This window comes from Duganella sp. BJB1802, from assembly GCF_013369445.1.
In the GTDB taxonomy this organism is placed as follows: domain Bacteria; phylum Pseudomonadota; class Gammaproteobacteria; order Burkholderiales; family Burkholderiaceae_D; genus Rugamonas; species Rugamonas vulcania_A.
The window spans coordinates 57,939-80,558 of sequence record NZ_JABWEF010000022.1 but is presented as its reverse complement, the minus strand read 5'-3'; the positions used below and the strand labels follow the sequence as shown (position 1 = coordinate 80,558).

The following is a 22,620-nucleotide window of genomic DNA, read 5'->3' as shown; positions in this document are numbered from 1 at the left end:
CAATATGAACATCTCTCGATTTTTTGTCGACAAGCCGATTTTTGCGGCGGTACTGTCGATCATCATCTTCGTCGCCGGCTTGATAGCGATCTTCAAGCTGCCGATCTCGGAGTACCCGGACGTGGTGCCGCCGTCGATCGTCGTGCGCGCGCAGTATCCGGGCGCGAATCCGAAGATCATCGCCGAAACCGTGGCCGCGCCGCTTGAGGAACAGATCAACGGCGTCGAGAACATGCTGTACATGTCCTCGCAAAACACCTCGGACGGCGCGCTGGCGCTGACCGTCACCTTCAAGATCGGCACCAACGTCGAGCAGGCCGAAACGCAGGTGCAGAACCGCGTCCAGCGTGCGCTTCCGCGTCTGCCGGAAGAGGTGCGCCAGATCGGCGTGACCACCGTGAAGTCGTCGCCCAACCTGACGATGGTGGTCCACCTGCAATCGCCGAACGGCCGTTACGACGACCTGTATCTGCGTAACTACGCGGTGCTGAACATCAAGGACCAACTGGCCCGCCTGCCCGGCATGGGTGAGGTGCAGCTGTTCGGTTCGGGCGACTACGCGATGCGCGTCTGGCTCGATCCGCAGAAGGTGGCGCAGCGCGGCCTGACCGCCGGCGACGTCGTCGACGCGGTGCGCGAGCAGAACGTGCAGGTGGCCGCCGGTGTGATCGGCCAGGGCCCAAGCCAGGGCGCGGACTTCCAGCTGACCGTCAACACGCAGGGTCGCTTGAAGAGCCCCGAGGAATTCGGCAACATCATCCTCAAGACCAACGCCGACGGCGCGGTGACGCTGCTGAAGGACGTGGCCCGTCTTGAAATGGGTTCGAACTCGTACGCGCTCCGGTCCCTGCTGAACAACAAGTCGGCGGTGGCGATCCCTATTTTCGAAGCGCCGAACGCCAATGCGCTGCAACTGTCGACCGACGTCCGCGCGACCATGGCGCGTCTGTCGAAAGATTTCCCGGAAGGCGTCACGTACAGCGTTGTATATGACCCGACCCAATTCGTGCGTCAGTCGATCGACGCCGTGATCCACACCCTGATCGAAGCCGTCATCCTGGTGGCGCTGGTGGTGATCATCTTCCTGCAAACCTGGCGTGCCTCGCTGATCCCGCTGCTGGCCGTGCCGGTGTCGGTGGTCGGTACCTTCGCCGTGATGCTGGGTTTCGGCTTCTCGATCAACACGCTGTCGCTGTTCGGCCTTGTGCTGGCCATCGGTATCGTGGTCGATGACGCCATCGTGGTGGTGGAAAACGTCGAGCGTAATATCTCCAACGGCCTGTCGCCGCATGACGCGACCATCCAGGCGATGAAAGAGGTGAGTGGTCCGATTATCGCCATCGCGCTGGTGCTGTGCGCCGTGTTCGTGCCGATCGCGTTCGTGTCGGGCCTGTCCGGCCAGTTCTACAAGCAGTTCGCGCTGACCATCGCCATTTCGACCGTGATCTCGGCATTCAGCTCGCTGACGCTGGCGCCGGCCCTGGCCGCATCGCTGCTGCGTTCGCACGACGCACCGAAGGACGCGCTGACCCGCGTCATGGACAAGGTGTTCGGTGGCTTCTTCAACTGGTTCAACCGCTTCTTCGGCCGTGCTTCGCACAACTACGAAGGCGGTGTCAAAGGCGCGTTGAAACGCAAGGGCGGCTCGCTGATCGTGTACGCCGTGCTGGCCGTCGCCGCAGGCTTCATGTTCAAGGTGGTGCCTCCCGGCTTCGTGCCGCCGCAGGACAAGGGTTACCTGATCGGCTTCGCGCAGCTGCCGGACGCCGCTTCGCTGGACCGTACCGACGCCGTCATCCGCAAGATGTCGGACATCGCCAAGGACATCCCTGGCGTGGACAACTCGATTTCCTTCCCTGGCCTGTCGATCAACGGCTTCACCAACGCGCCTAACGCAGGTATCGTGTTCGTCGGCCTGAAGCCGTTCGAAGAGCGCACCAAGGCCAGCGAATCGGCCGAGGCGATCGCCGGCGAGATCAACAAGCGCATGGGTGCGATCGAAGGCGCCTTCGTGCTGGTGCTGTCGCCGCCACCGGTGAGCGGCCTGGGTACCACGGGCGGCTTCAAGATGATGATCGAAGACCGCGACAACCTGGGTTACGACGCGTTGTACAAGGCGGTGCAGGCGGTGCAGATGAAGGCATGGCAGAATCCGAAACTGGCCGGCGTCTTCTCGAGCTACCAGATCAACGTGCCGCAGCTGTTCGCCGACATCGACCGCTCGAAGGCCAAGCAATTGGGCGTGCCGCTGCAGACGATCTACCAGACCTTGCAGATCAATCTGGGCTCGCTGTATGTGAACGACTTCAACCAGTTTGGCCGCACCTACCAGGTGCGTGTGCAGGCGGACAAGCAGTTCCGTTCGCACGCCGAAGACATCGCGCAGCTGAAAGTCCGCAACAACAAGGGCGAGATGATTCCGCTGTCGTCGCTGATGCGCGTCAAGGACAGCTATGGCCCGGATCGCGTACAGCGCTACAACGCCTACGTCGCTGCTGAAATCAATGGCGGCGCCGCACCTGGCGTGTCGACTGGCGAAGCGCAGGCCGAGATGACCAAGATCGTCAACGAAGTCCTGCCGAAGGGTATCGGCTACGAATGGACCGAGCTGGTTTATCAGGACATCCTGTCCGGTAACACGATGATGTATGTGTTCCCGCTGTGCGTACTGCTGGTGTTCCTGGTGCTGGCCGCTCAATACGAAAGCTGGACCCTGCCGCTGGCGGTGATCCTGATCGTGCCGATGTCGATCTTCTGCGCGCTGGTCGGCGTGAAGCTCACCCACGGCGACAACAACGTCTTTACGCAGATTGCCTTGTTCGTGCTGGTTGGCCTGGCGTCGAAGAACGCGATTCTGATCGTGGAGTTTGCACGCGAACTGGAACACCATGGCCGCACCATCGTCGAAGCGGCGCTGGAAGCTTGCCGTCAGCGTCTGCGTCCGATCCTGATGACGTCGATCGCATTCATCATGGGCGTGCTGCCGCTGGTGTTCTCGCACGGTGCGGGTGCGGAGATGCGTCATGCGATGGGTGTGGCGGTGTTTGCCGGCATGCTGGGCGTGACCTTCTTCGGCCTGTTCCTGACGCCGGTGTTCTACGTCCTGCTGCGTAAGCTGGCCGTGCGCCTGGAGAAGAAAAAACCTGCCGTGGCCGGCGACGCCGCCGCGGTGAAACTGGAAGGAAGCCATTAATATGAGCACCTCGATGAACAAGCTGCATATGATCGCCAAAGGTGTGGCGCCTGTATTGGCGGCCTTGCTGATGACCGCATGCGCCGCGCCGGAATTCAAGCAGCCCGCGATGGACGTGCCGGTCGCGTTCAAGGAATCGCAGCTGCCGGCGGCCGTCAAGGTCGCCGCCGACGGCAGCACCTGGAAACAGGCGCAAGCCGCCGAAGCGCAGCCGCGCGGCGAGTGGTGGCTGGCCTTCAACGATCCAGCTCTCAATGAGCTGATCGCCGAGGCCACCCGCGCCAACGCCAACCTGGCAGTGGCCGCGGCCCGCGTCAAGCAGGCCCGCGCCATCGCCGGCATCGCCGAAGCGGACCGCATTCCGCAGGTCGGCGTCAACGTCGGCGCGCAGCGTCAGCGCCAGTCGGACCTGGCGCTTGGCCTGCCGGCCGGTACGCCGGTCGCTCCGGGCAACGCGTTCACCGCCAACCTGACGGCTAGTTACGAGGTTGATTTGTTCGGCCGCGTATCGTCGAACGTCAGCGCCGCCCGCAACGACGCCGCTTCCGTGGAAGCGACCTACCGTTCGGTGCTGCTGTCGGTGCAGGCCGATGTGGCGCAGACCTACTTCCGTCTGCGTGCCACCGACGCCGAGCTGGAAACGCTGAACCGCACGGTGCAGACCCGCGAGGAAAACGTCAAGGTCAACCAGCGTCGTTTCGACCTGGGCGACATCGGCGAATTCGACCTGTCGCGCGCCAAGACTGAACTGGCGACCTCGCGCGCCGAAGCCATCGGCCTGCAACGCCAGCGTGTGACGACCGAGCATGCACTGGCGGTCCTGCTGGGCAAACCGGCGGCCAGCTACACTGCCGGCGCCAGCCCGCTGCTCGACACCTCGCTGCTGCCGGTGATTCCGGCCGGCCTGCCGTCGTCGTTGCTGGAGCGCCGTCCAGACATCGCTGCGGCGCAGCGCACGATGGAGGCGTCCAACGCCCGCATCGGCGTGGCCAAGTCGGCGATGTTCCCGTCGCTGGTGTTGAACGCCAACGCCGGCGGCGCCTCGGGCAATACCGTTGCCGAGGTGTTCAAGTGGAGCAGCCGTTCGTGGGTGCTGGGTGCGCTGATGTCGATGCCTTTGATCGACGGTGGCCGCAACAAGGCCAATATCACGCGCAGCGAAGCGGCGCTTGAGGAATCGGTCGGAACGTATCGCCAGAGCGTGCTGGTGGCTTTCGCGGAAGTGGAAGACAACCTGGCCGGCCTGCGCATCCTGGCTGGCCAGACCGCGCAGATCGAAGACGCGGTGGTGTCGGCGCGCCGTTCGGCCGACCTGGCGCAGAAGCTGTACACGGCCGGCCGTTCGAGCTACCTCGATCTGCTGGACGCGCAGCGCAACCTGGCGACCGTGGAACGCAACGCGGTTCAACTGCGCGGCAATCGCGCGGTGACCACCGTGGCGTTGATCCGTGCGCTGGGCGGGGGCTGGGATGGCGCCAACGCGCCGGAGAAGGTCGCACAGCGATAAGCTGAACAGCTAACGAAAAACCCCGCCAGCACTGAACGCGTTCAGGCTGGCGGGGTTTTTTTACGTCTGCGGCGGGCTGGGGGCCGCCGCGAATGACACGATTACTTCGTTACGACTGGTGCCGGTGCGGCTGCTTCGGCTTTCTCGGCCTTGGCGTGGGCCTTGGCTTTGGTTTTGTGAGCCTTGGCGTGAGCGTCGGCCTTTTCGGCTTTTTCATCGGCCTTGGCAACTGCGACGTCTTTCTTGGCGTCGGCTTCGACCTTGGCGGTTTTCGCTTCGGCTTTCACGGCGGTCTTGGTTTCCTTGGCGGTGGCTTTGGCATCGGTCTTGGCTTCCTTGGCTTCCGCCTTCACGGCGGCAGGAGCGGCTGGAGCGGTTGCTGGGGTCTGTGCAAAAGCTGCGGTAGCGAACAGGCCGGCGATCAGGGTAGCGATAAGTTTGTTCATGATGAAATCCTCATTCAGGTTGATTTAGAGCCGGGACAATTCCCGTGTCACTGAGCGAAAAACGCCGCCCGGAGCGTAGTCGTTGACGGGCTTTACATTCGCTTACAAGCTCTCCAGATTGCTTACATGTTCGTCAGCGCACAGAGGCGGCGCCGGCGGCGGCATAATCTGGCTGCATGGGAGACTCGCTGAAAACCTACAAGTCCAAGCGCAATTTCGCGATCACGCCCGAACCGGCCGAAGGTGGCGAGGAGGGCGGTGAGGCGCGCGCCTTCGTCATTCAAAAACACTGGGCCAGCCGGCTGCACTACGATTTCCGGCTGGAGCTCGATGGCGTGATGGTCAGTTGGGCCGTACCTAAAGGCCCCAGCTACGATACGCACGACAAGCGCATGGCCGTGCATGTGGAGGATCATCCGATTTCGTACAACGATTTCGAAGGCACGATACCGCCCAAACAGTACGGCGCGGGCAAGGTGATCATCTGGGATCGCGGCGTGTGGACGCCCTTGGGCGATCCGCGCAAGGCGCTGGCGGAGGGGAATCTGAAGTTCGAGCTGGCGGGCCACAAGATGCGCGGCCGCTGGGCACTGGTGCGTATGAAGGACAAGGGCGAGAAGCAGGAGCCATGGCTGTTGATCAAAGAGAAGGACGACTACGCGCGGCCTGCGGCCGAGTTCAGCGTGGTGGACGAAATGCCGGACTCCGTCAAAGCGCTGCCTGCGGCCGGCCAAGGCCATCGCGTGCGCGGCCCGGCGCATGCGGCCCCCGCGCCGAAAGCCGCGCTGTCGGACGCGCCCGCCGCCGGCCTGCCGGAGACGCTGTCGCCGCAACTGGCGACGCTGGTCGATGGTCCGCCATCGTCGCCCGAAGACTGGCTGTTCGAAATCAAATTCGACGGCTATCGCCTGCTCACGCGCGTCGATGGCAAGGACATACGCCTGATCACGCGCAACGGCAACGACTGGACCCACCGCTTGCCGCAGCTGCACGCGGCCATCGCCAAAATGAAGCTGCCCAACGGCTGGTACGACGGCGAGATCGTCGTCCACGACGAGAACGGCCGCCCGGACTTCGGCCTGCTGCAAAACGCCTTCGACGAAAACAATCCCGCCGATATCGTCTACTTCCTGTTCGATATTCCGTTCCACGATGGCCACGACCTGCGCCACACGCCATTGGAGCAGCGCCGCGCGATCCTGCAAGCGCTGCTCGACAAAAAGCCGTCGGACACCGTTCGCCTCAGTTCCGCGCTGGACGCAGGGCCGCAGGAGATGATCGCCGCCGCGTGCAGCATGGGCCTAGAAGGCATCATCGGCAAGCGGCGCGACAGCATCTACACCGCGCGCCGCAGCGGCAGCTGGATCAAGCTCAAATGCGGCCAGCGGCAGGAATTCGTCATCGGCGGCTACACCGATCCGCAAGGCTCGCGCAGCGGCTTCGGCTCGCTGCTGCTGGGGACTTACGACAAGGACGGCAAGCTGCATTACGCCGGCAACGTCGGCAGCGGCTTCAACGCCGCCACGCTGCGGGACATCAAAGCTAAAATGGACAAGCTGGCGGCGGACAAGAGCCCGTTCGCCCCCAGCCGCGAGATCGACAAGAAGGCCCACTGGCTCAAGCCCAAGCTGGTGGCGGAGGTCAGCTTCGGCGAATGGACGCATTCGCGCTCGATCCGCCACGCCGTCTTCAAAGGCCTGCGCAAGGATAAAAAAGCCGACGCCATCGTGCGCGAAGTGCCGGCCCACCTGAAGGAGGAAACCGACATGCAGCAAGCAAGCACAGTGCAGGGCAAGCTGCCCGCCTCACTCAAGGTCACCAATCCGGACCGCGTGATCGATCAACAGAGCGGCGCCACCAAGATCACGCTGGTGCGCTACTACGCGCTGGTCGGCGCATTGATACTGCCGCATCTGAAGGGGCGTCCCGTTTCGCTGGTGCGCGCGCCGGCGGGCGTCGGCGGCGAACTGTTCTTCCAGAAGCACGCCGAGACCAACAAGCTGCCCGGCGTCAAACAGCTCGATCCCGCGCTCGATCCCGATCACCCGCCGATGCTCGAGATCTCCAGCGAACAAGGCCTGTTGTCGGCCGCGCAGTGGAACGTGGTGGAGCTGCACACGCAAAACGCCAACGCCTCCAGCTACGAGAAGCCCAACCGCATGGTGTTCGACCTCGACCCCGGCAAGGGCGTCGGCTGGACGCAGATGCAGGAGGCGGCCCAGCTGATGCATGCCTTCCTCGATCAACTGGGCCTGCCGGCCTTCCTGAAAACCAGCGGCGGCAAGGGCTTGCATGTGGTGGTGCCGGTCAAGCCGGGCTTCGGTTGGGACGACGTCAAGGACTTCTCGCAAGCCATCGTCGCCCACATGGCGGAGCATGTGCCGGAACGCTTCGTGTTGAAGAGCGGGCCGCGCAACCGGGTGGGCAAGATCTTCATCGACTATTTGCGCAATGGGCGGGGCGCCACCACGGTCGCGGCGTGGTCGGCGCGCAGTCGTCCCGGCCTCGGTATTTCGGTGCCGGTGGCGTGGGATGAGCTGGACGGCCTGCACGGCGCCGACCAGTGGACAGTCGCCAATGTCCACACGCGGCTCGATGTCGGCAACGCCCCCTGGGACGACTATGCGAAGTCCGCCAAGGGGCTGGCGGCGGCGATGCGCGTCATGGGGTTCAAACCTGGAAGCACCTGATTTTGCGATTTCCGTGAAGGAAATATTATTTAATATTGACAACAGTTGTTGTTGATGTTTTAATGACGGATCGACATATATTCCAGGATCTTCCAGATGAAAAAACTGCCAATGTTGTTAGCCGGTTTGAGCCTGTTCGGTTCGGCCCAGGCTACCGTCTACCAATTTGATTTCACTGCAAAAATCCAGGAGATGGTCGAGTTTTCGCCAATGACGTTCGACGGCGGCCCAGTCGCTTCCAGCAGTCTGTCGGGCAGCACGGTTTCGGTCGGGGATATCATCAGCGGCCACTTCAGCTATGACACCGAGACCGCCATGTTCAGCAACAAGGGCGGCAGCGTCATGTATTCAGCGCCTGCGGCCCTGAACACGCTGGGCGCCAGCATCGGCGGCAACAACATCGCCTTGAGCGACGCCAACTACAGCAGCACCAATGTGCAGGTCGCCAACAACGCCGCCGCGCTGGGCGGAGCGGACAGCTTCGGCATCGCCAACGTCTCGGCCAACGCCTACGCGTCGGAGATGATGGCGGTGAGCTTTTTCGATAAATCCGGCCAGGCCCTGAACGCCGCGACCATGCCGGGGCAATTGGACTTCGCCAGTTTTAACCGGTCGACTTTCTACTACACGTATTCCTCCAACGCGACCCACGCGATGATGGGCGCGAACGGCGCGCTGACGTCGGTGACGTTCACGGAGGTGCCGACGCCGGTTCCCGAGCCGGAAACCTACGCCATGCTGCTGGCCGGCCTGGCTGCAATCGGCTGGAAAGGGCGCCGCCGCTAAGCGGCCGCCTTGGTGCGCCGGCGCTTCGGGGCCGGCCGCTTGCCCAGGCTGTCCTGCAGCAGCGCCACCAGGTCCACCACGTTCGACGACTTGGCCGCGTTGCTTTCCGGCTCGGCGGCGGTGATGGTCTTGGTCTGGCCGGCCTTCACCTTCTTCTTCACCAGCGCCAGCACGTCGTCCTTGTAGGTGTCGTGATACTGCTCCGGCTTCCACGGCTCGCTCATGCCTTCCACCAGCGACAGCGCCATCTGCAGTTCCTTGTCGCTGATGCCGGCCGCCTTCAGCGTGGCGGGCGGCAGCTTCAATTCTTCCGCGCTGCGGATCTCGTTCGCATAGCGCAGCGTGTTCAGCACGATCTTGTCGTCGTCGCAGACCAGCGCGCACAAGTGCTGCTTGGTGCGGATCACCACCGTGGCGATGCCGATCTTGCCGGCCTTGCGCAGCGTCTCGCGCAGCAGCGCGTACACCTTGGCGCCGCCGCGCGATGGCGCCAGGTAGTAGGGCTGCTCGAAGTAGGTCAGCGGCACGTCGGCCGCATCGACGAAGGCCAGGATGTCGATGGTCTGCGTGGCCTCGACGTTGGCGCGCTTCAGGTCTTCGTCGGACAGCACCACGTACTCGTTGTCCTGGTACTCGTAGCCCTTGACGATATCGTCCCAGGTGACCTCCTTGCCGGTGTTTTTGTTGTAGCGCTTGTAGCCGACCGGCGAAAAGTCGCGCCGGTCCAGCATCGTCAGATCCAGCTCGTGCTCCTGCACGGCAGAATACATCTCCACCGGGATGTGCACCAGGCCGAAGCTGATCGCGCCCTTCCACAACGCCCGCGCCGCCATGGCTCACTCCCCGACGCTGCCGGTGATGGGCAGCACGATGCCGGTGATGTAGCTGGAGCAGCAGGGCGCCGCCAGGAACACATAGGCCGGCGACAGCTCCTGCGGTTGCGCGGGCCGCTGCATGTCGGTGCTGGCGCCGAACTGCGCCACCTTGTCGGGCGGCGCGTCGGCCGGGTTGAGCGGCGTCCACACCGGGCCGGGCGCGATGGCGTTGACCCGTATGCCATGCTCCAGCAGGTTCGATGCCAGCGACATCGTGAACGCATGGATCGCGCCCTTGGTGGTCGAATAGTCCAGCAGGTGCTTCGAACCCTTCAAGCCCGTGACCGAGCCGGTATTGATGATGGCCGCGCCCCGCTTCAGGTAGGGCAGCACGGCCTTGGCCATGTGGAAGTAGCCATAGACGTTGGTCTTCATGGTCAGGTCGAAGCGTTCCGCGGTCAGGTCGGCGAGCGACTCCGCGTGCTCCTGGAAGGCGGCGTTGTTGACCAGGATGTCCAGCCGGCCGAAGCGCTCGTGCACCTGCTCGGCGGCGGCGCGGCAGAACGCCGGGTCGCGCACGTCGCCGGGCAGCAGCAGGCAGCTCTGGCCTTCGGCTTCGACGTAGCGCTTGGTGTCGTTGGCGTCCTCGCTCTCCTCGTTCAGGTAGACGATGGCCACGTCCGCGCCCTCGCGCGCGTACAGCACCGCCACCGCGCGGCCGATGCCGGAATCGCCACCGGTGACGATGGCCACCATGCCATCGAGCTTGCCGCTGCCGCAGTAGGCCGGCGCCAGGAACTCCGGCTTCAGCTGCATGTCCGCCTCCAGTCCCGGCTTTTCCAGATGCTGGGCCGGCAGCGGTGTGCCGGGGTAGTCGTGCTGCGTGGTCTGCACCGGGCCCTGGCGCTCGCCGAGCTGGCTGGAGCGCGGCTCCTGCTTGCTGCGCGCGTCGGATTGGTCCTGGCGCTGCTGGATTTCGCGCTGCATGCTGCCGGCGCCGGAATCCGGTTGGTTTTTAATGTCTGCCATGGTATTTTCCCTCCGAGGGGACAGTATTGACGCCGCCGCGCGCCGGGACGGTGCGCTCGTTCACACATGCGGCATATCGGCCGCGCAAAAGAAGTTGCTCAAGGAAATTATCTAGTCTCTATTGCAAAAAATATTGCTTTTTATGAACTTTATGGCACACTAGTGCCGGGGATATATTTTTAACATCAAAAGAGTGCCTGGGAGTAACATAATGTCGGACCGGACCAATAGCATAGGCGTATTTTTTAACGCCACTGGCGAGCGGCGCTCGGAGTTTCAGGCCTGCTGCGGAGAGCTGTTCTCCCAGCTGACGATGACGGAGCACGTCGAAGCCGCGGCCGCTGCGCTGGGCAAGCGCCACGTGGATTTGCTGGTGCTGGACCTGAACGGCTATGGGCAGCTGAGCGAACTGGCGGGCGTCGGCGCGCTGATACGGGGCCGCGCGGGCGCGCCGGTGCTGGTGCTCTGTTCGTACGAGCACAGCGCCTGGTTGCCGGAGCTGATGACCTACGGCCAGTTCGACTACCGCATCTGTCCGGTCCTGAGCGACGAGCTGCAACAGGCCGTGCAACAGGCGCTGGCGGTGCCGGCCGATGCCGCCGCCGCCCTGCAGCAAGCCTTGCTGGACAAGGAAAAGGAGCTGCGCGACCTGTTGGGCGTGCAGCGCAGCCTGCAGCGCGCGCTGAGCGGCATCGACACCGTCGAATCGATGTCGGCGCAGATCTGCCTGGCGCTATGCAATTTCCCCGGCGTGCGCCATACCGCCGTGCTGCACATGAAGGAGCGGGGCGACCTGCAACTGGTGGCGCAGGAGTCGCGCAACCACCTGGACCTGGCGCGCCTGCTGCAACGGCGCGACCGCCTGCTGCAATCGCCGCTGCGCGAGGTGTTCCCGCCGCTGCTGGCGGTGGCGCGCGGCGAGATGGTGCTGCTGGACGCGCCGGAAAAAGCCGGCGACCCCGAACTGGCGATGATGCTGCACGACCGCTGCGTGCGTATGGTGCTGGCGCTGCCGCTGCGCACCGAGCCGGGCAGCCCTGAGCTGGGCGCGATCTGCCTGATGTTCGACCGCCACATCACCTTCTCGCGCGAGCAGTTCGCGTGCTTCGCCAGCCTGGCGCAGTTCGTCAGCTTCGGCCTGGGCATGAGCGAGTTGAAGCACCGGAACGAGGAGCTGACCGGCCAGATTTCACTGATCAGCACCGTCGACAGCGTCACCGGCGCCGCCAACCGCCGCGCCGGCGAGGACATGCTGGACAACGAGATCCGCCGCGCCCGCCGTTACGGGCTGCCGCTGGCGGTGCTGTCGTTCGACGTCGCCAGCTTCCAGTCCGAAAACGATTTATACGGTTCTCCGGTCGGCGACCCGACGCTGCGCGCGGTGGCGGACATCGTCAAGGCGCGGCTGCGCACCTCGGACCTGCTGGCGCACATGCGCGGCGACGAGTTCCTGTTGATCGCCACCCACACCACGGCGGCCGATGCCGTGCGGCTGGCGGAAAAGCTGCGCGCGGCGATCGCCGAAGCGGACCTGCCGCGCACCACCGAGGTGGTGGTCAGCCTGGCCGTGGCCCAGGTGGAAGCGGACGAGGGCGGCGCCACGGTCCTCGACCGGCTCGACGCCACGCTGCACCGCGCCAAGCGCATGGGCCGCAACTGCATCGAGCTGGCCGGGTAAGGATAGTCTCTACCGCCGCGGTTCGCCGAACCAGCGCGCCGCGGCGGCGGCCAGCGCCTCCTCGTCAGGCGATGCCTCGCCGGCCCAGGCCACGCAACCGTCGGGACGCACCAGCACCGCGCTCAGGTCCAGCGTATCCGTGGCGCCGCTGGCGACATACTCGAAACGGCCGTCCCAGCGGCTTGCCCATGCCTGCCACGGCTTGCGCGCGTCGAAGTCCAGCAGCAGGCCGCGCCCCGCGCCTAGCCGCCCGCCCAATGTCGTTCCGTCGGCCAGTTCGAAGTCGGGAGCGCTGCGGCCTGCCAGCGGATGGCCGTCTCCCACATCGTAGCGAAGCGCGACACCCCAAACCCTGCCGGCGAAGTAGGTCGCGCCGTCGCGCGTGCCGACCAGGTCCCGGACAATGGCTTCGAGCGCGCGCGCGTGCGGGCTGGGACGCATCAGCGCGACCTGGGCGCGCGACCAGTCCAGCACCTGCGCGCCGACCGGATGCCGTTCGTTCGAGTAGCTGTCCAGCAGGCCGGCCGGCGCGGTGCCGTGTATGGTGGCGGCCAGCTTCCAGCCCAGGTTCATCGCGTCGCCCAGGCCGAGGTTGAGGCCTTGTCCGCCCAGCGGCGAGTGGATATGCGCGGCGTCGCCGGCCAGCAGCACCCGCCCGTCGCGGTAGTTGGCCGCCTGGAAGGCGCGGTCGGTCCAGGTGGTCGCCAGCTTGAGGGACGTCAGCGTGACATCGGTGCACGAGACGCGGCGCAGCACCGCCTGCACCAGCTCCAGCGTGACCGGCTGCGTGCGGTGGAAAGCGCCGCCGTCGAATTCGACCATCGCTATCGTGCCGGGCCGGGACTGGAAATACATGCCGGTCGGCGTGTAGTGGCGGCCGATGCGCAGCTTTTCAGGATCGGCCAATTCCACCTGGACGGAATAGCCGGTGAACTCCGGGTCGGTGCCGGCGAACGCGAAGCGGCCGGCTTTGCGCACCGTGCTGCGCCCACCGTCGCAAGCGACGAGCCAGCGCGCGCGGATCGTTTGGCCGCCGGCGCGTATGGCCACTTCATCGGCGGACTGCTCGAAGCTTTCGACGTCGACGCCGCGCCGGATCTCCGCGCCCATCACGACGGCGCGGGCGGCCAGCGTCGTCTCGATGTGCTCCATGTCGGCTGCCGCGTTGGCGTCGGCGGGATTGGGCAGGCGGTACGGCCATTGCGAGGTGTCGATGTTGGCATGGTCCAGCGGGATGCCAGCGAAATGGCCGGCCTGGTGGCGCTGCTGCGGCGAAGCGGGCGGCGCGATGTCGTTCAGCAGGCCGCGCCGGTAAAACGCTTCGACCGACGGCACGGACAATCCGCGCATGCCGAATGGCAGGCGCTTGAGGGGAGAGCGCGGGTCTTCGGCCCGCTCCAGCACCAGCACCGAAATGCCGGCGAGGCGCAATTCGCAAGCGAGAAACAGGCCGACCGGCCCGGCGCCGGCGATGACGACGTCATAAATCATGGGAACTCCTTCAGCGCACAGGCGCCGAAAATGTACAGCAAAAAAAGGAAGACGCGGGCACAAAGCAGCATGCCGCCCTTGCGGCGGCATTGTGTCCAGCGGATAAGCTCAGGAAAGCGAGCGATGGGGGGAGGGCAACCTCAATTGGTAACGGTGCTTATTGCACCTCCGTGATGGTGGATAAAAAAGCGCGCGGTGTCAAGCCGCCGGCGTGAACTTCTCCAGCACCGTCGCCACGCCCTGGCCGCCGCCGATGCACTGGGCGGCCAGCGCGTAGCGGCCGCCGGTGCGCGCCAGCAGCGCCGCCGCCTTGCCGGTGATGCGCGCGCCGGTGGCGCCCAGCGGGTGGCCGATGGCCATGCCGCCGCCGTCGATGTTCAACACCTCCGGCCGGATTCCCAGCTCGCGCACGCAGGCCAGCGCCTGCGAGGCGAAGGCTTCGTTGATCTCCGCCACGTCGATATCGCTCGCTTGCAGGCCGGCCAGCTTGAGCGCCTTTTGCGTCGCCGGTATCGGGCCGATGCCCATCAGCGCCGGATCGCAGCCCACCGCCGCCATCGCGACGATGCGCGCGCTGGGCTTCAGGCCGTGCCTGAGGGCGAACGCTTCGCTGGTGACCAGCACCGCCGAGGCGCCGTCGGTCAGCGGCGACGAGGTGCCGGCCGTGACCACGCCGTGCTCGGATCGAACACCGGCTTCAGGCCGGCCAGCGCTTCGACCGTGGTGCCGGGACGGATGCAGCCGTCTTCGTCGACCACTTCGCCGGTGGCGGTGGCGATGGGGACGATTTCATCGTTCAGCAAGCCGGCGGCGCGGGCGCCGGCCGCCTTTTGATGCGACTGGAAGGCCAGCAGCTCCTGGTCGGCGCGCGATACCTCGTATTTGCGGGCGACGTTTTCGGCGGTGTCGCCCATGCTGATGTAGGCGTCGGTCTGCTCCAGCAGTTGTGGGTTGGGCGAGAAGTTGTAGCCGCCCTGCGGCACCATCGTCATCGATTCGACGCCGACGCACAGGTAGGCCTCGCCCAGTCCCGCCTCGATCTGCGCGGCGGCGATGTGGATGGCCGACATCGACGAGCCGCAGAAGCGGTTGATCGTCATGCCCGGCACCTCATGCGGAAAGCCCGCCAGCAGCGAGACGATGCGCGCCAGGTTGTTGCCCTGCGAGGATTCCGGATAGGCGCAGCCGAGGATCACGTCGTCCAGCAGCTTCGGGTCCAGCCCGGTGCGCCGCATCAGGCCTTGCACCACCTGGGCAGCCAAGTCGTCGGGACGGGTGTCGGCCAGCTTGCCCTTGCGGGCGAAGTGGAAGGGCGAACGGGCGTAGGCACTGATCACAGCTTTCATGGTCACACTCCTTTTTGATGATGATCGTAATGATTGATATATTACGCTCATCATGTATGATGTCAATGCATGTAACGACGGAGGCGAATATGAAGGTCAGCAGGGAGCAGGTGGCGCTCAACCGCGAGCGCATCGTGGAAACGGCGGCGCGGCTGTTCCGCGAAAAAGGGTATGACGGCATCGGCGTGGCCGACCTGATGAAGAACGCAGGCCTGACGCACGGCGGTTTCTACGGCCATTTCGCCTCCAAGGAAGACCTGCTGGCCGAGGCCACCGCGCATGCGCTCAAGCGCTCCGTCGAGCGCTGGCGCGGCTACGTGGAGCAGGGCGCGGACACCGCGCTGGACAAGATCGGCGCCGGCTACCTGTCGGCCAAGCATCGCGACGGTCCCGCCAACGGTTGTTCCGTGACCTCGCTGGGCGCCGACATCGCGCGCCTCGGCCCCAAGGCGCGCCACGCGCTGACCGAAGGCGCCAGCGCCCAGATGACCGTGCTCGAACAGCTGATGCCGGGCGTCGACGATGCCGACAAGCGGCGCCAGGCCGTGGCGACCTATGCCGCCATGGTCGGCGCCATCGTGCTGTCGCGCGCGGTGGACGACGAGGCGCTATCGCTGGAAATCTTGCAGGCGGTACAGGCGTCGCTGCCGCCACGCTGAAAGAGACTGGCCGCACCCATCCGCTATTTTCTCTCTTGTTTTATCTCAAAAAACGCCCGTCGTATTCCTGACATGATCGGTATCCTGTGCCGTCCGGTTGTTCGCGGCTGACGCTGAGGAGCGATTGTGGAAAGCGATAACGACTTTTTCAGCTTCATGGGCCTGGCCAAAGAACTCGTGACCAGCAACCGGCCGCTGCGCCTGCGGCTGGACCTGCCGGGAGGCGTCAACGACGACATGCTGCTGCCGCAGCGGGTGTTCGGCTCCGAAACGCTGTGCGGCGGGATCGAGTACCGCGTGCTGTGCGTGTCGTCCAATGCGCAACTGCCGCTCAAGCAGATGATCGCCGTGCCGGCCGCACTGGACTTCGTCACCGACCAGGGCGACCTGCGCAGCGTGTGCGGCATCGTCACCGAAGCCTGCTCGGGCGACAGCGACGGCGGCCTGGCGAGCTACCAGCTGGTGCTGCGCGACGCGCTGGCGCTGCTGGAAAAGCGCAACAACACCCGCGTGTTCCGCAACATGGATGAAGTGGAGATCGTGCAGCGCATCCTGAACGAATGGCGGCAGAACAGTTCCATCCTGGGCGTCTGCTTCAAGCACGAGCTGGATGAATTCTTCACCATCCGCGAATATCCGCAGCGCGAATTCACGATGCAGCACAACGAATCGGACGCCGCTTTCATCCGGCGCCTGCTAAAGCGGCGCGGCATCGGCTGGTATGTGCGCGCCGTCGGCGGCGAATATCCGGTGCACACGCTGGTGCTGTTCAACAACGCCGACAGCCTGCGCCGCAACGCCGCCGGCACCATCCGCTACCACCGCGACGCCGCCACGGAGGAACGGGACACGATCACCTCCTGGAGCGCGGTGCGCAGCCTGCAAGCCGGCAAGGTAACGCGGCACAGCTGGGACTATCGCAACCCGCTGGGGCGCGACTTCATGATGGCGGATGTGGGCAGCGGCGTGGATCAGGGCCTCCACGGCAACGACCTGGCCGCCAGCCTGGATGACTATCAAATCCTGGCGCCCCACGCGGGCGACGACAACGAGGACCTGTGCCGCCTCGGCAAGCTGCGCATGAGCCGGCACGATTTCGAGTCGAAATGCTTCCATGGCGAAGGCAGCGTGCGCGACCTGTGCGCGGGGGAATACTTCACGCTGGCCGAGCATCCCGAGGTGGACAGGCATCCGGCCGAGGAGCGGGACTTTGTCGTCACGGCCTTGCAGGTGAACGCGCAGAACAACCTGCCCAAGGCGCTGGCGGCGCGCGTGGAAAAGCTGTTCGCCCGCAGCCGGTGGATGCAGGGTGGCCAGGAGCTGCAGATGCAAAGGGACGTGGCGGACAAGGTGGCGTCTGGGCCGCTGCGCATGCACATCCAGTTCACGGCCGTGCGGCGCGGCGTGATCATCGTGCCGGCCTACGACCCGCGCACCGACCTGCCGCAGGCGCTGATGCAAAGCGCGATCGTGGTCGGCCCGAAAGGGGAGGAGGTGCATTGCGACCAAATGGGGCGAGTCAAAATCCGCTTCCCCGGCACGCGCGCGGCTGACCACGAAGAAGCCGCCGGCAGGGGCGCATCCGATTCCGACAGGGATTCCGCCTGGGTGCGCGTGGCGTCGAACTGGGCGGGCAACGGCTCGGGCAGCCTGCAGCAATGCGGCACCGTCGCCTTGCCCCGCGTGGGGACCGAGGTGCTGGTCAACTTCCTCGGCGGCGATCCGGACAAGCCTGTGATCGTCGGGCAGCTCTACAACCAGCAGGCGCAGCCGCCGGCGTTGAGTAGCTTAGGTGACCTACCTGGCAATCGCTACCTGTCCGGAATCAAGAGCCGCGAGGTGCGAGGTGGACGCGCGAATCAGCTTATGTTCGATGATACAAACGGTGAGATTAGCGCGCAATTAGCTAGCGCTCATGGGAAAAGCGAGCTGAATTTGGGCTTCCTAACTCAGCGCAAAGTGAACGGCTGGGGAAAGCCGCGTGGCGAAGGGGTGGAGTTGCGCAGCGATGAATCAGTTGCGGTTCGCGGAGCAAAGGGCCTATTGCTGACGGCTTGGCAGGGCTTGGCGGGGGAGGATATGCAACTCGCTCGCGAGGAGTTTCTTGGCTTGTTGGCTCAATGTGCGGACCTCGCTCAATCGCTAGGCAAGTGCGCGGAAGGCCATCAAGCGCTTCCTATGGATACAAGTGAACTAGATAGCAATAGTCGCGCACTCGTAAAATGGGATGTTAAGGAGCCCGTTGGTTCGTCTTCTTGGGATGCTGGTGTTGCGGTCACTGCGCCCGGCGGAATCACTTTCGCAGCTCCTCAGGCCGTGATTACTTACACTGGGACGAATTTAGAGTCCTTCGCTGGACGGCATCTGCACTTTGGCGCAGGTGGGAGTGTAGTTGTAAATTCCGGGCAAGGAGTGTCTTTCTTTGCCAAAGATGGCGGCGTTCGAGCGATCGCCCATCAAGGAAAGATACTCCTTCAAAGTCAAAACGACGAGGCCATAATGCACGCGGCGAAGGACATCAAGCTCACCGCGTGCAACGGTAACTTGACGGCTACAGCCAAAGAAATTGTTTTGATTGCGGAGGACGGTTCCTACATCAAAATCGGAGGCGGCATAACCATTGCTACTGCTGGGGCGGCTAAGCACCATGGAGCGATCTTCAGTTTTGAGGAAGGGGCGACGATGAGCGTCGAGGTACCCCAACCCTCTGTTTCCGATGTCAATGCAGAACATTCGGAGAGCCTGGCACCACATGAGGGCACCAATAAGCCGGTGGGCGGCGGAGAACCACCAGCTCGTTCGGGTGGGCTAACAGCTAAGACCGAAGACAGTTCGAGCTCCAACAAAGTAGCGCCAACAACTGCTGGCGAATTGCGGAATGTGAAATCTGTTGAGTCGGCACCCTCTAGAATCGTCCTTACTGGGATGCAAGCTCAATTCGACTCCCTCTGGAAGGATAGTTTTCCCAATGGCAGAAGCAAAGAATCAGGCGGAACAATTGTTGCAAACGGCAGCGGCCGATTATCGCTTACAAATCCCAGTACTGGTGATAGCTCCGACACATACATGCCGAACCTGAATGTTCTGGGAAATCAGACTGTTCTTGGCGCATTTCACACCCATCCATACGACGACACGGAGTACAATTTTGTAGATTCTTCTTTAAGTGGTGCAGACGCCGCGTACATGATTAATAATGGTCACACTATAATGATGGCTCAGAGTGGTGAGGGGCAATTTCTCTTCTTACGAACCGCTCAAACTCCTGCAACGGTCGATTATGATGCAGTGAGCGCTGAACAGAATAAAATGGTGGAAGATCTAATGAGCAGCGGCTATGAATTTGATAAAGCGACGCAGATGGCCGCACGCGCGACCGCAAAAAAATATGGAATGGCCTATTATGAAGGGAAGAACGGTACTCTCGACATTGTTTCTCATTGATTCTGTGCTGTTATTGCCGCAGAGTGCTGCCTTGGAGTCTTCTCTAGGTATGGATGTGACGCCAAAAATATTTAAAGAAAATGGAGAGTTTGCAATGGTTGAAAAAGATTTCATCGAGGCAAAAAAAAATCTCTTGGCTGGCGAGTTGGAAATTGAAAAGAAGAATTACGCTGGCGCAATCGAATACTTTAGAAGAGGTATTTCATTATTGAAAAATGATTATGTAAGCAACTTATCAATTGATGATACGGGCGTAAAGATGATTTTGGCGGACAAGGCTGAGCGTGAAGAAAAACTAGATATTTGCGCCGGAATGCTTAGGAATGTACTCTTTTCTCGGATAAAAATGTATCAAATGAAGATTGACGAGCAAAAAAATAGAGCTGCATTGATTTAGCATTAGTTAACTTTGTATTTCCTCGATCGAGATGCGTAAGATACTTTGCGTAGGCGATTCCAGCCCGCTCTGGTCCAGTCCGCCTAATCGCGTAGACCGGCTGCTGCCATCCTTATGCGTTTTTCAGATTAGCTTATGAAAAAAACGCATGAGGGTCTGGGCCGCAGGGAGCCGATCGCGTAGACTGGCGGTATTTCCCAGCTCCACGGACCGACCATGCTGCATTGGCTGAAGCACTACCGGCGCCCGCTGCTGGTCGGCGATCTCTCCGCCGGCCTGGTGGTGGCGATGATGATGATCCCGCAGGCCACCGCCTACGCGCTGGTGGCCGGCCTGCCGCCGGTGGCGGGGCTGTATGCCAGCATCCTGCCGCCCATCGCCTACGCGCTGTTCGGCAGCAGCATGACGCAGTCGGTGGGGCCGATGGCGATCATCGCGCTGATGACGGCCACCGCGATCGCGCCACTGGCGCCGGCCGGCTCCGCGCTGGCCGGCGTGCTGGCCGCGCAGCTGGCGTTGATCTCCGGCGCGGCCCTGCTGCTGTGCGGCCTGCTGCGCATGGGCTTCCTGGCCAACTTCTTTTCCCGTCCGGTGATGAGCGGCTTTACGGTCGGCTCGGCGCTGGTCATCGCGTTCAACCAGCTGCATACCCTGCTCGGCGCCGAGCCGCCGCACCTGCACCTGCCCAGCGCCGTGCTGGGCGTCGGCGCGCTGCTGGTGCTGGTGTTGTCGCGGCTGTACCTGGCCGGCCTGCTCAAGCGCTGCGGCCTGAAGCCGGCCGCCGCCGACGTCGCCGCCAAGCTGATGCCGATGATGGTGGTGTTGGCCGGCATCGCGCTGATGGCGACCACCAGCCTGGGCGAGCAGGGCGTGCACACCGCCGGCGCCATCCCCGGCGGCCTGCCGCGGCTGAACCTGGCCACCTCCGCGCCGCATTGGAAGCCGCTGCTGCAACCGGGGTTGCTGATCGGCTTCATCATTTTCCTGACGTCGATGTCGTCGGCGCAGTCGCTGGCGCTCAAGCGCAATGAAAAGCTGGTCAGCAACCACGAGCTGGTCGGCCTGGGCGCGGCCAACGTGGCCAGCGCCTTGAGCGGCGGCTTCCCGTCACCGGCGGCTTGTCGCGCTCCGCCGTCAACTACGCCGCCGGCGCACGCACGCCGCTGTCGAGCATCGTCACCGCCGCGCTGCTGGCCGCCGCGCTGATCGCGCCCACCGGCTGGCTGGCGCTGCTGCCGCTGCCGGTGCTGGCCGCGACCATCATCGTCGCCGTGCTCGGCCTGCTGGAGCTGGACATCGTGCGCACCGCCTGGCAGTACGACCGTGGCGACGTGCTGGCCTGGGCCGCCACCTGCCTGGGCGTGCTGGCGCTGGGCGTGGAGGCGGGCGTGGTGGTCGGCGTGGCGCTGTCGATGGGCACGCTGATCTGGCGCGCCAGCCGGCCGCACATCGCGGTGCTGGGCCGCATCGCCGGCACCGAGCATTTCCGCAACGTCGAGCGCTATCCGGTCGAAACCAGGCCGGAGCTGCTGGTGCTGCGCATCGACGCCAATCTGTTCTTCGGCAATATGGAGGCGGTGGCCGGGCGCATCGAATGCGAACTGGCCACCCACGCCAGCGCGCGCCACCTGGTGCTGGTGATGTCGCCGGTGAGCTCGATCGACACCACGGCGCTGTACGAATTGGCCGAGCTGAACCAGCGCCTCAAGCGGCGCGGCATCGGCCTGCATCTGGCCGAGGTGAAGGGCCCGGTGCTGGACCGGCTGCGCGGCACCGCGCTGCTGCGCGAGCTGAACGGGCAGCTGTTCCTCAGCACGGCGCTGGCCTGCGAGGCGTTGCAGGGGGAGTCTGCGCCGGGTTGAGCGAGCGTCGATGCAAATAAATGACAGGAAGTTACAATTGGTGACTTTGTTTAATTGACATTATTGTAGAATTTTTAAGGCTGGACTCGGTTGGATCGCGTCGACAGCTACCTTTTCTACATTTATTTCAAAGCGATAAATCCCATGACTCTGATCTCAATGAAATCCCTGACCGCGGCTGCGGCGGCACTCGCCCTGTTGGGCGCAACCGGTGCGGCGCAAGCCGCGCGCTACGCGCGCTGGTTCGATAACGGCGCTTTTATCGGCACCCTTTCCTTTGACGGCCGCAGCGTCTCGGTACCGGAAACCATGACCGCTGTGATGAAATCCGGCGGGCCATTGGGCGCCCTGAACACTTCCCTGGATAACTTCACCGGCAAGCTGGCGTCTGACCTGAACGACCGGATGGCGAAGGAAGCGAGCAGCGAGGCGGGCGTCACGTTCAACGGCGGTAACTTGGGCGGACCGATCAATCTGGGCATTTCGGCCCAATCGGGCTTGCTGCAAGTGGCGTTTTCCGGCCCCAGCTACTCTGCCAGCGTGACCGGCCGCAGGTCGTGGAACGGCCTGTCGGTCAGCTGCACCACCGATATCAGGCTGAACTCGATCGCTTTCACCTTCCTGTATAACCCGGTCAACGGCACGATCCAGCAGGTAACCCAGGCCCAGTTGAATCCGACGCAGAACACGTCTTGCTCAAGCAGCCTGAGCTGGATACCCGTGCTGGGCGGCTTCATCGACCGCTATGCCGCCAACCGGGTCGGCGGCGCAGCCATCGAGATCGCCAACAACGCCGCCGCGCAGATCAGCGACAAGGACAACTTCGGTAAGCTGCAATTGTTCGGGCTGATCAACGCCATCAAGCCGGGGCAGTATGTATTCGACGGCGTCGATTATGGTAGCTATATCGTCAACAATTTCAGCTATCTGCTCAATACCAGCGCTGGCATCAACATGACGATCAACCCACAGATCAAAGAATCCGACTATACCCACAGCCCCGGCTCCGCGACGCTGCATTACACCCCGTTTTCGTTTAATTTCTTCAACCAGAACCATTCCTTCGGCTTCACCTTGAGCGAGAGAATCAGCTACACTGAGCAGGAGCTCTGCGACAGGACCAAGCCAGAATGCACGGACCCGAAATAAGCGGGCGGCGTCGCCGGAGTTGAACCGGCAGCTGTTCCTGAGCACGGCCATCGCCTGCGACCATTTGCAAACCGTCAAGGATGTTGCATGATTGTGTAAAAACTTGCCGTTTCTGTAATTTAATCCTT

13 protein-coding genes and 2 pseudogenes are annotated in these 22,620 nt (G+C 63.5%); 10 read left to right on the top strand and 5 right to left on the bottom strand.

The features are described from left to right. The first annotated feature begins 4 nt into the window (after positions 1 to 4). On the top strand, positions 5 to 3,193 hold the full coding sequence (locus HUX88_RS27255) for an efflux RND transporter permease subunit (protein WP_117010071.1): 3,189 nt from the start codon (positions 5 to 7) through the stop codon (positions 3,191 to 3,193). A gap of 13 nt (positions 3,194 to 3,206) precedes the next feature. Continuing rightward, positions 3,207 to 4,700, top strand: coding sequence for an efflux transporter outer membrane subunit (locus HUX88_RS27250; protein WP_117010549.1), 1,494 nt, complete (start codon positions 3,207 to 3,209; stop codon positions 4,698 to 4,700). A 101-nt stretch (positions 4,701 to 4,801) separates the two neighbouring features. Here HUX88_RS27250 and HUX88_RS27245 read toward each other — a convergent pair whose 3' ends face one another. Next, positions 4,802 to 5,146, bottom strand: coding sequence for a hypothetical protein (locus HUX88_RS27245; RefSeq protein WP_176363782.1), 345 nt, complete (start codon positions 5,144 to 5,146; stop codon positions 4,802 to 4,804). A 176-nt stretch (positions 5,147 to 5,322) separates the two neighbouring features. Between HUX88_RS27245 and ligD the strand changes: the two genes are divergently transcribed. Together ligD and HUX88_RS27235 are read left to right on the top strand one after the other, a co-directional pair. Continuing rightward, positions 5,323 to 7,836 (top strand): DNA ligase D, encoded by a 2,514-nt coding sequence (gene ligD / locus HUX88_RS27240; protein ID WP_176363781.1) that lies wholly within the window; start codon positions 5,323 to 5,325, stop codon positions 7,834 to 7,836. A gap of 96 nt (positions 7,837 to 7,932) precedes the next feature. After that, positions 7,933 to 8,622: a PEP-CTERM sorting domain-containing protein gene (locus HUX88_RS27235; RefSeq protein WP_176363780.1), complete on the top strand. Its 690-nt coding sequence runs from the start codon at positions 7,933 to 7,935 to the stop codon at positions 8,620 to 8,622. Here HUX88_RS27235 and HUX88_RS27230 read toward each other — a convergent pair. Together HUX88_RS27230 and HUX88_RS27225 are read right to left on the bottom strand one after the other, a co-directional pair. Then, on the bottom strand, positions 8,619 to 9,455 hold the full coding sequence (locus HUX88_RS27230) for a Ku protein (RefSeq protein ID WP_176363779.1): 837 nt from the start codon (positions 9,453 to 9,455) through the stop codon (positions 8,619 to 8,621). The two genes, HUX88_RS27235 and HUX88_RS27230, sit on opposite strands and share 4 nt — an antisense overlap. Positions 9,456 to 9,458: 3 nt before the next feature. Beyond that, complete coding sequence (locus HUX88_RS27225; RefSeq protein WP_176363778.1) at positions 9,459 to 10,466, bottom strand: SDR family oxidoreductase; 1,008 nt, start codon at positions 10,464 to 10,466, stop codon at positions 9,459 to 9,461. A gap of 313 nt (positions 10,467 to 10,779) precedes the next feature. On the opposite strand from HUX88_RS27225, the gene HUX88_RS27220 reads away from it, so the two are divergent. Beyond that, positions 10,780 to 12,144 carry a diguanylate cyclase gene (locus HUX88_RS27220; protein WP_229219573.1) on the top strand — a complete coding sequence of 455 codons (1,365 nt, stop codon included), beginning with the start codon at positions 10,780 to 10,782 and terminating at the stop codon, positions 12,142 to 12,144. A 9-nt stretch (positions 12,145 to 12,153) separates the two neighbouring features. Here the strand turns inward: HUX88_RS27220 and HUX88_RS27215 are convergent, their stop codons facing one another. Further along, entirely contained in the window at positions 12,154 to 13,635 is a 1,482-nt protein-coding gene (locus tag HUX88_RS27215) for an FAD-dependent monooxygenase (protein WP_176363776.1), read from the bottom strand. Between the two features lie 198 nt (positions 13,636 to 13,833). Then, a pseudogene (locus tag HUX88_RS27210) lies at positions 13,834 to 14,981 on the bottom strand (acetyl-CoA C-acyltransferase). An 89-nt stretch (positions 14,982 to 15,070) separates the two neighbouring features. On the opposite strand from HUX88_RS27210, the gene HUX88_RS27205 reads away from it, so the two are divergent. The 5 genes and pseudogenes from HUX88_RS27205 (at position 15,071) to HUX88_RS27185 (ending at position 22,492) form a co-directional block, all read left to right on the top strand. Then, entirely contained in the window at positions 15,071 to 15,640 is a 570-nt protein-coding gene (locus tag HUX88_RS27205; RefSeq protein WP_176363775.1) for a TetR/AcrR family transcriptional regulator, read from the top strand. 126 nt (positions 15,641 to 15,766) lie between these two features. Then, complete coding sequence (locus HUX88_RS27200; protein ID WP_373886852.1) at positions 15,767 to 19,084, top strand: type VI secretion system Vgr family protein; 3,318 nt, start codon at positions 15,767 to 15,769, stop codon at positions 19,082 to 19,084. Next, a complete protein-coding gene (locus HUX88_RS27195; RefSeq protein ID WP_217916468.1) occupies positions 19,071 to 19,481 on the top strand; it encodes a hypothetical protein in 411 nt (136 codons plus the stop codon). Before HUX88_RS27200 ends, HUX88_RS27195 begins: the two co-directional genes overlap by 14 nt. A 216-nt stretch (positions 19,482 to 19,697) precedes the next feature. Continuing rightward, a pseudogene (locus HUX88_RS33410) lies at positions 19,698 to 21,343 on the top strand (SulP family inorganic anion transporter). 159 nt (positions 21,344 to 21,502) lie between these two features. Beyond that, a complete protein-coding gene (locus tag HUX88_RS27185) occupies positions 21,503 to 22,492 on the top strand; it encodes a hypothetical protein (RefSeq protein ID WP_176363773.1) in 990 nt (329 codons plus the stop codon). Positions 22,493 to 22,620 lie beyond the last annotated feature (128 nt).

What these genes read in the sequence shown, in the direction of transcription:
- HUX88_RS27255 (WP_117010071.1), top strand. Translation starts at nt 5, where the DNA reads ATGAACATCTCTCGATTTTTTGTCGACAAGCCGATTTTTGCGGCGGTA.
- HUX88_RS27250 (WP_117010549.1), top strand. Translation starts at nt 3,207, where the DNA reads ATGAACAAGCTGCATATGATCGCCAAAGGTGTGGCGCCTGTATTGGCG.
- HUX88_RS27245 (WP_176363782.1), bottom strand. Translation starts at nt 5,146, where the DNA reads ATGAACAAACTTATCGCTACCCTGATCGCCGGCCTGTTCGCTACCGCA.
- ligD (WP_176363781.1), top strand. Translation starts at nt 5,323, where the DNA reads ATGGGAGACTCGCTGAAAACCTACAAGTCCAAGCGCAATTTCGCGATC.
- HUX88_RS27235 (WP_176363780.1), top strand. Translation starts at nt 7,933, where the DNA reads ATGAAAAAACTGCCAATGTTGTTAGCCGGTTTGAGCCTGTTCGGTTCG.
- HUX88_RS27230 (WP_176363779.1), bottom strand. Translation starts at nt 9,455, where the DNA reads ATGGCGGCGCGGGCGTTGTGGAAGGGCGCGATCAGCTTCGGCCTGGTG.
- HUX88_RS27225 (WP_176363778.1), bottom strand. Translation starts at nt 10,466, where the DNA reads ATGGCAGACATTAAAAACCAACCGGATTCCGGCGCCGGCAGCATGCAG.
- HUX88_RS27220 (WP_229219573.1), top strand. Translation starts at nt 10,780, where the DNA reads ATGACGGAGCACGTCGAAGCCGCGGCCGCTGCGCTGGGCAAGCGCCAC.
- HUX88_RS27215 (WP_176363776.1), bottom strand. Translation starts at nt 13,635, where the DNA reads ATGATTTATGACGTCGTCATCGCCGGCGCCGGGCCGGTCGGCCTGTTT.
- HUX88_RS27205 (WP_176363775.1), top strand. Translation starts at nt 15,071, where the DNA reads ATGAAGGTCAGCAGGGAGCAGGTGGCGCTCAACCGCGAGCGCATCGTG.
- HUX88_RS27185 (WP_176363773.1), top strand. Translation starts at nt 21,503, where the DNA reads ATGAAATCCCTGACCGCGGCTGCGGCGGCACTCGCCCTGTTGGGCGCA.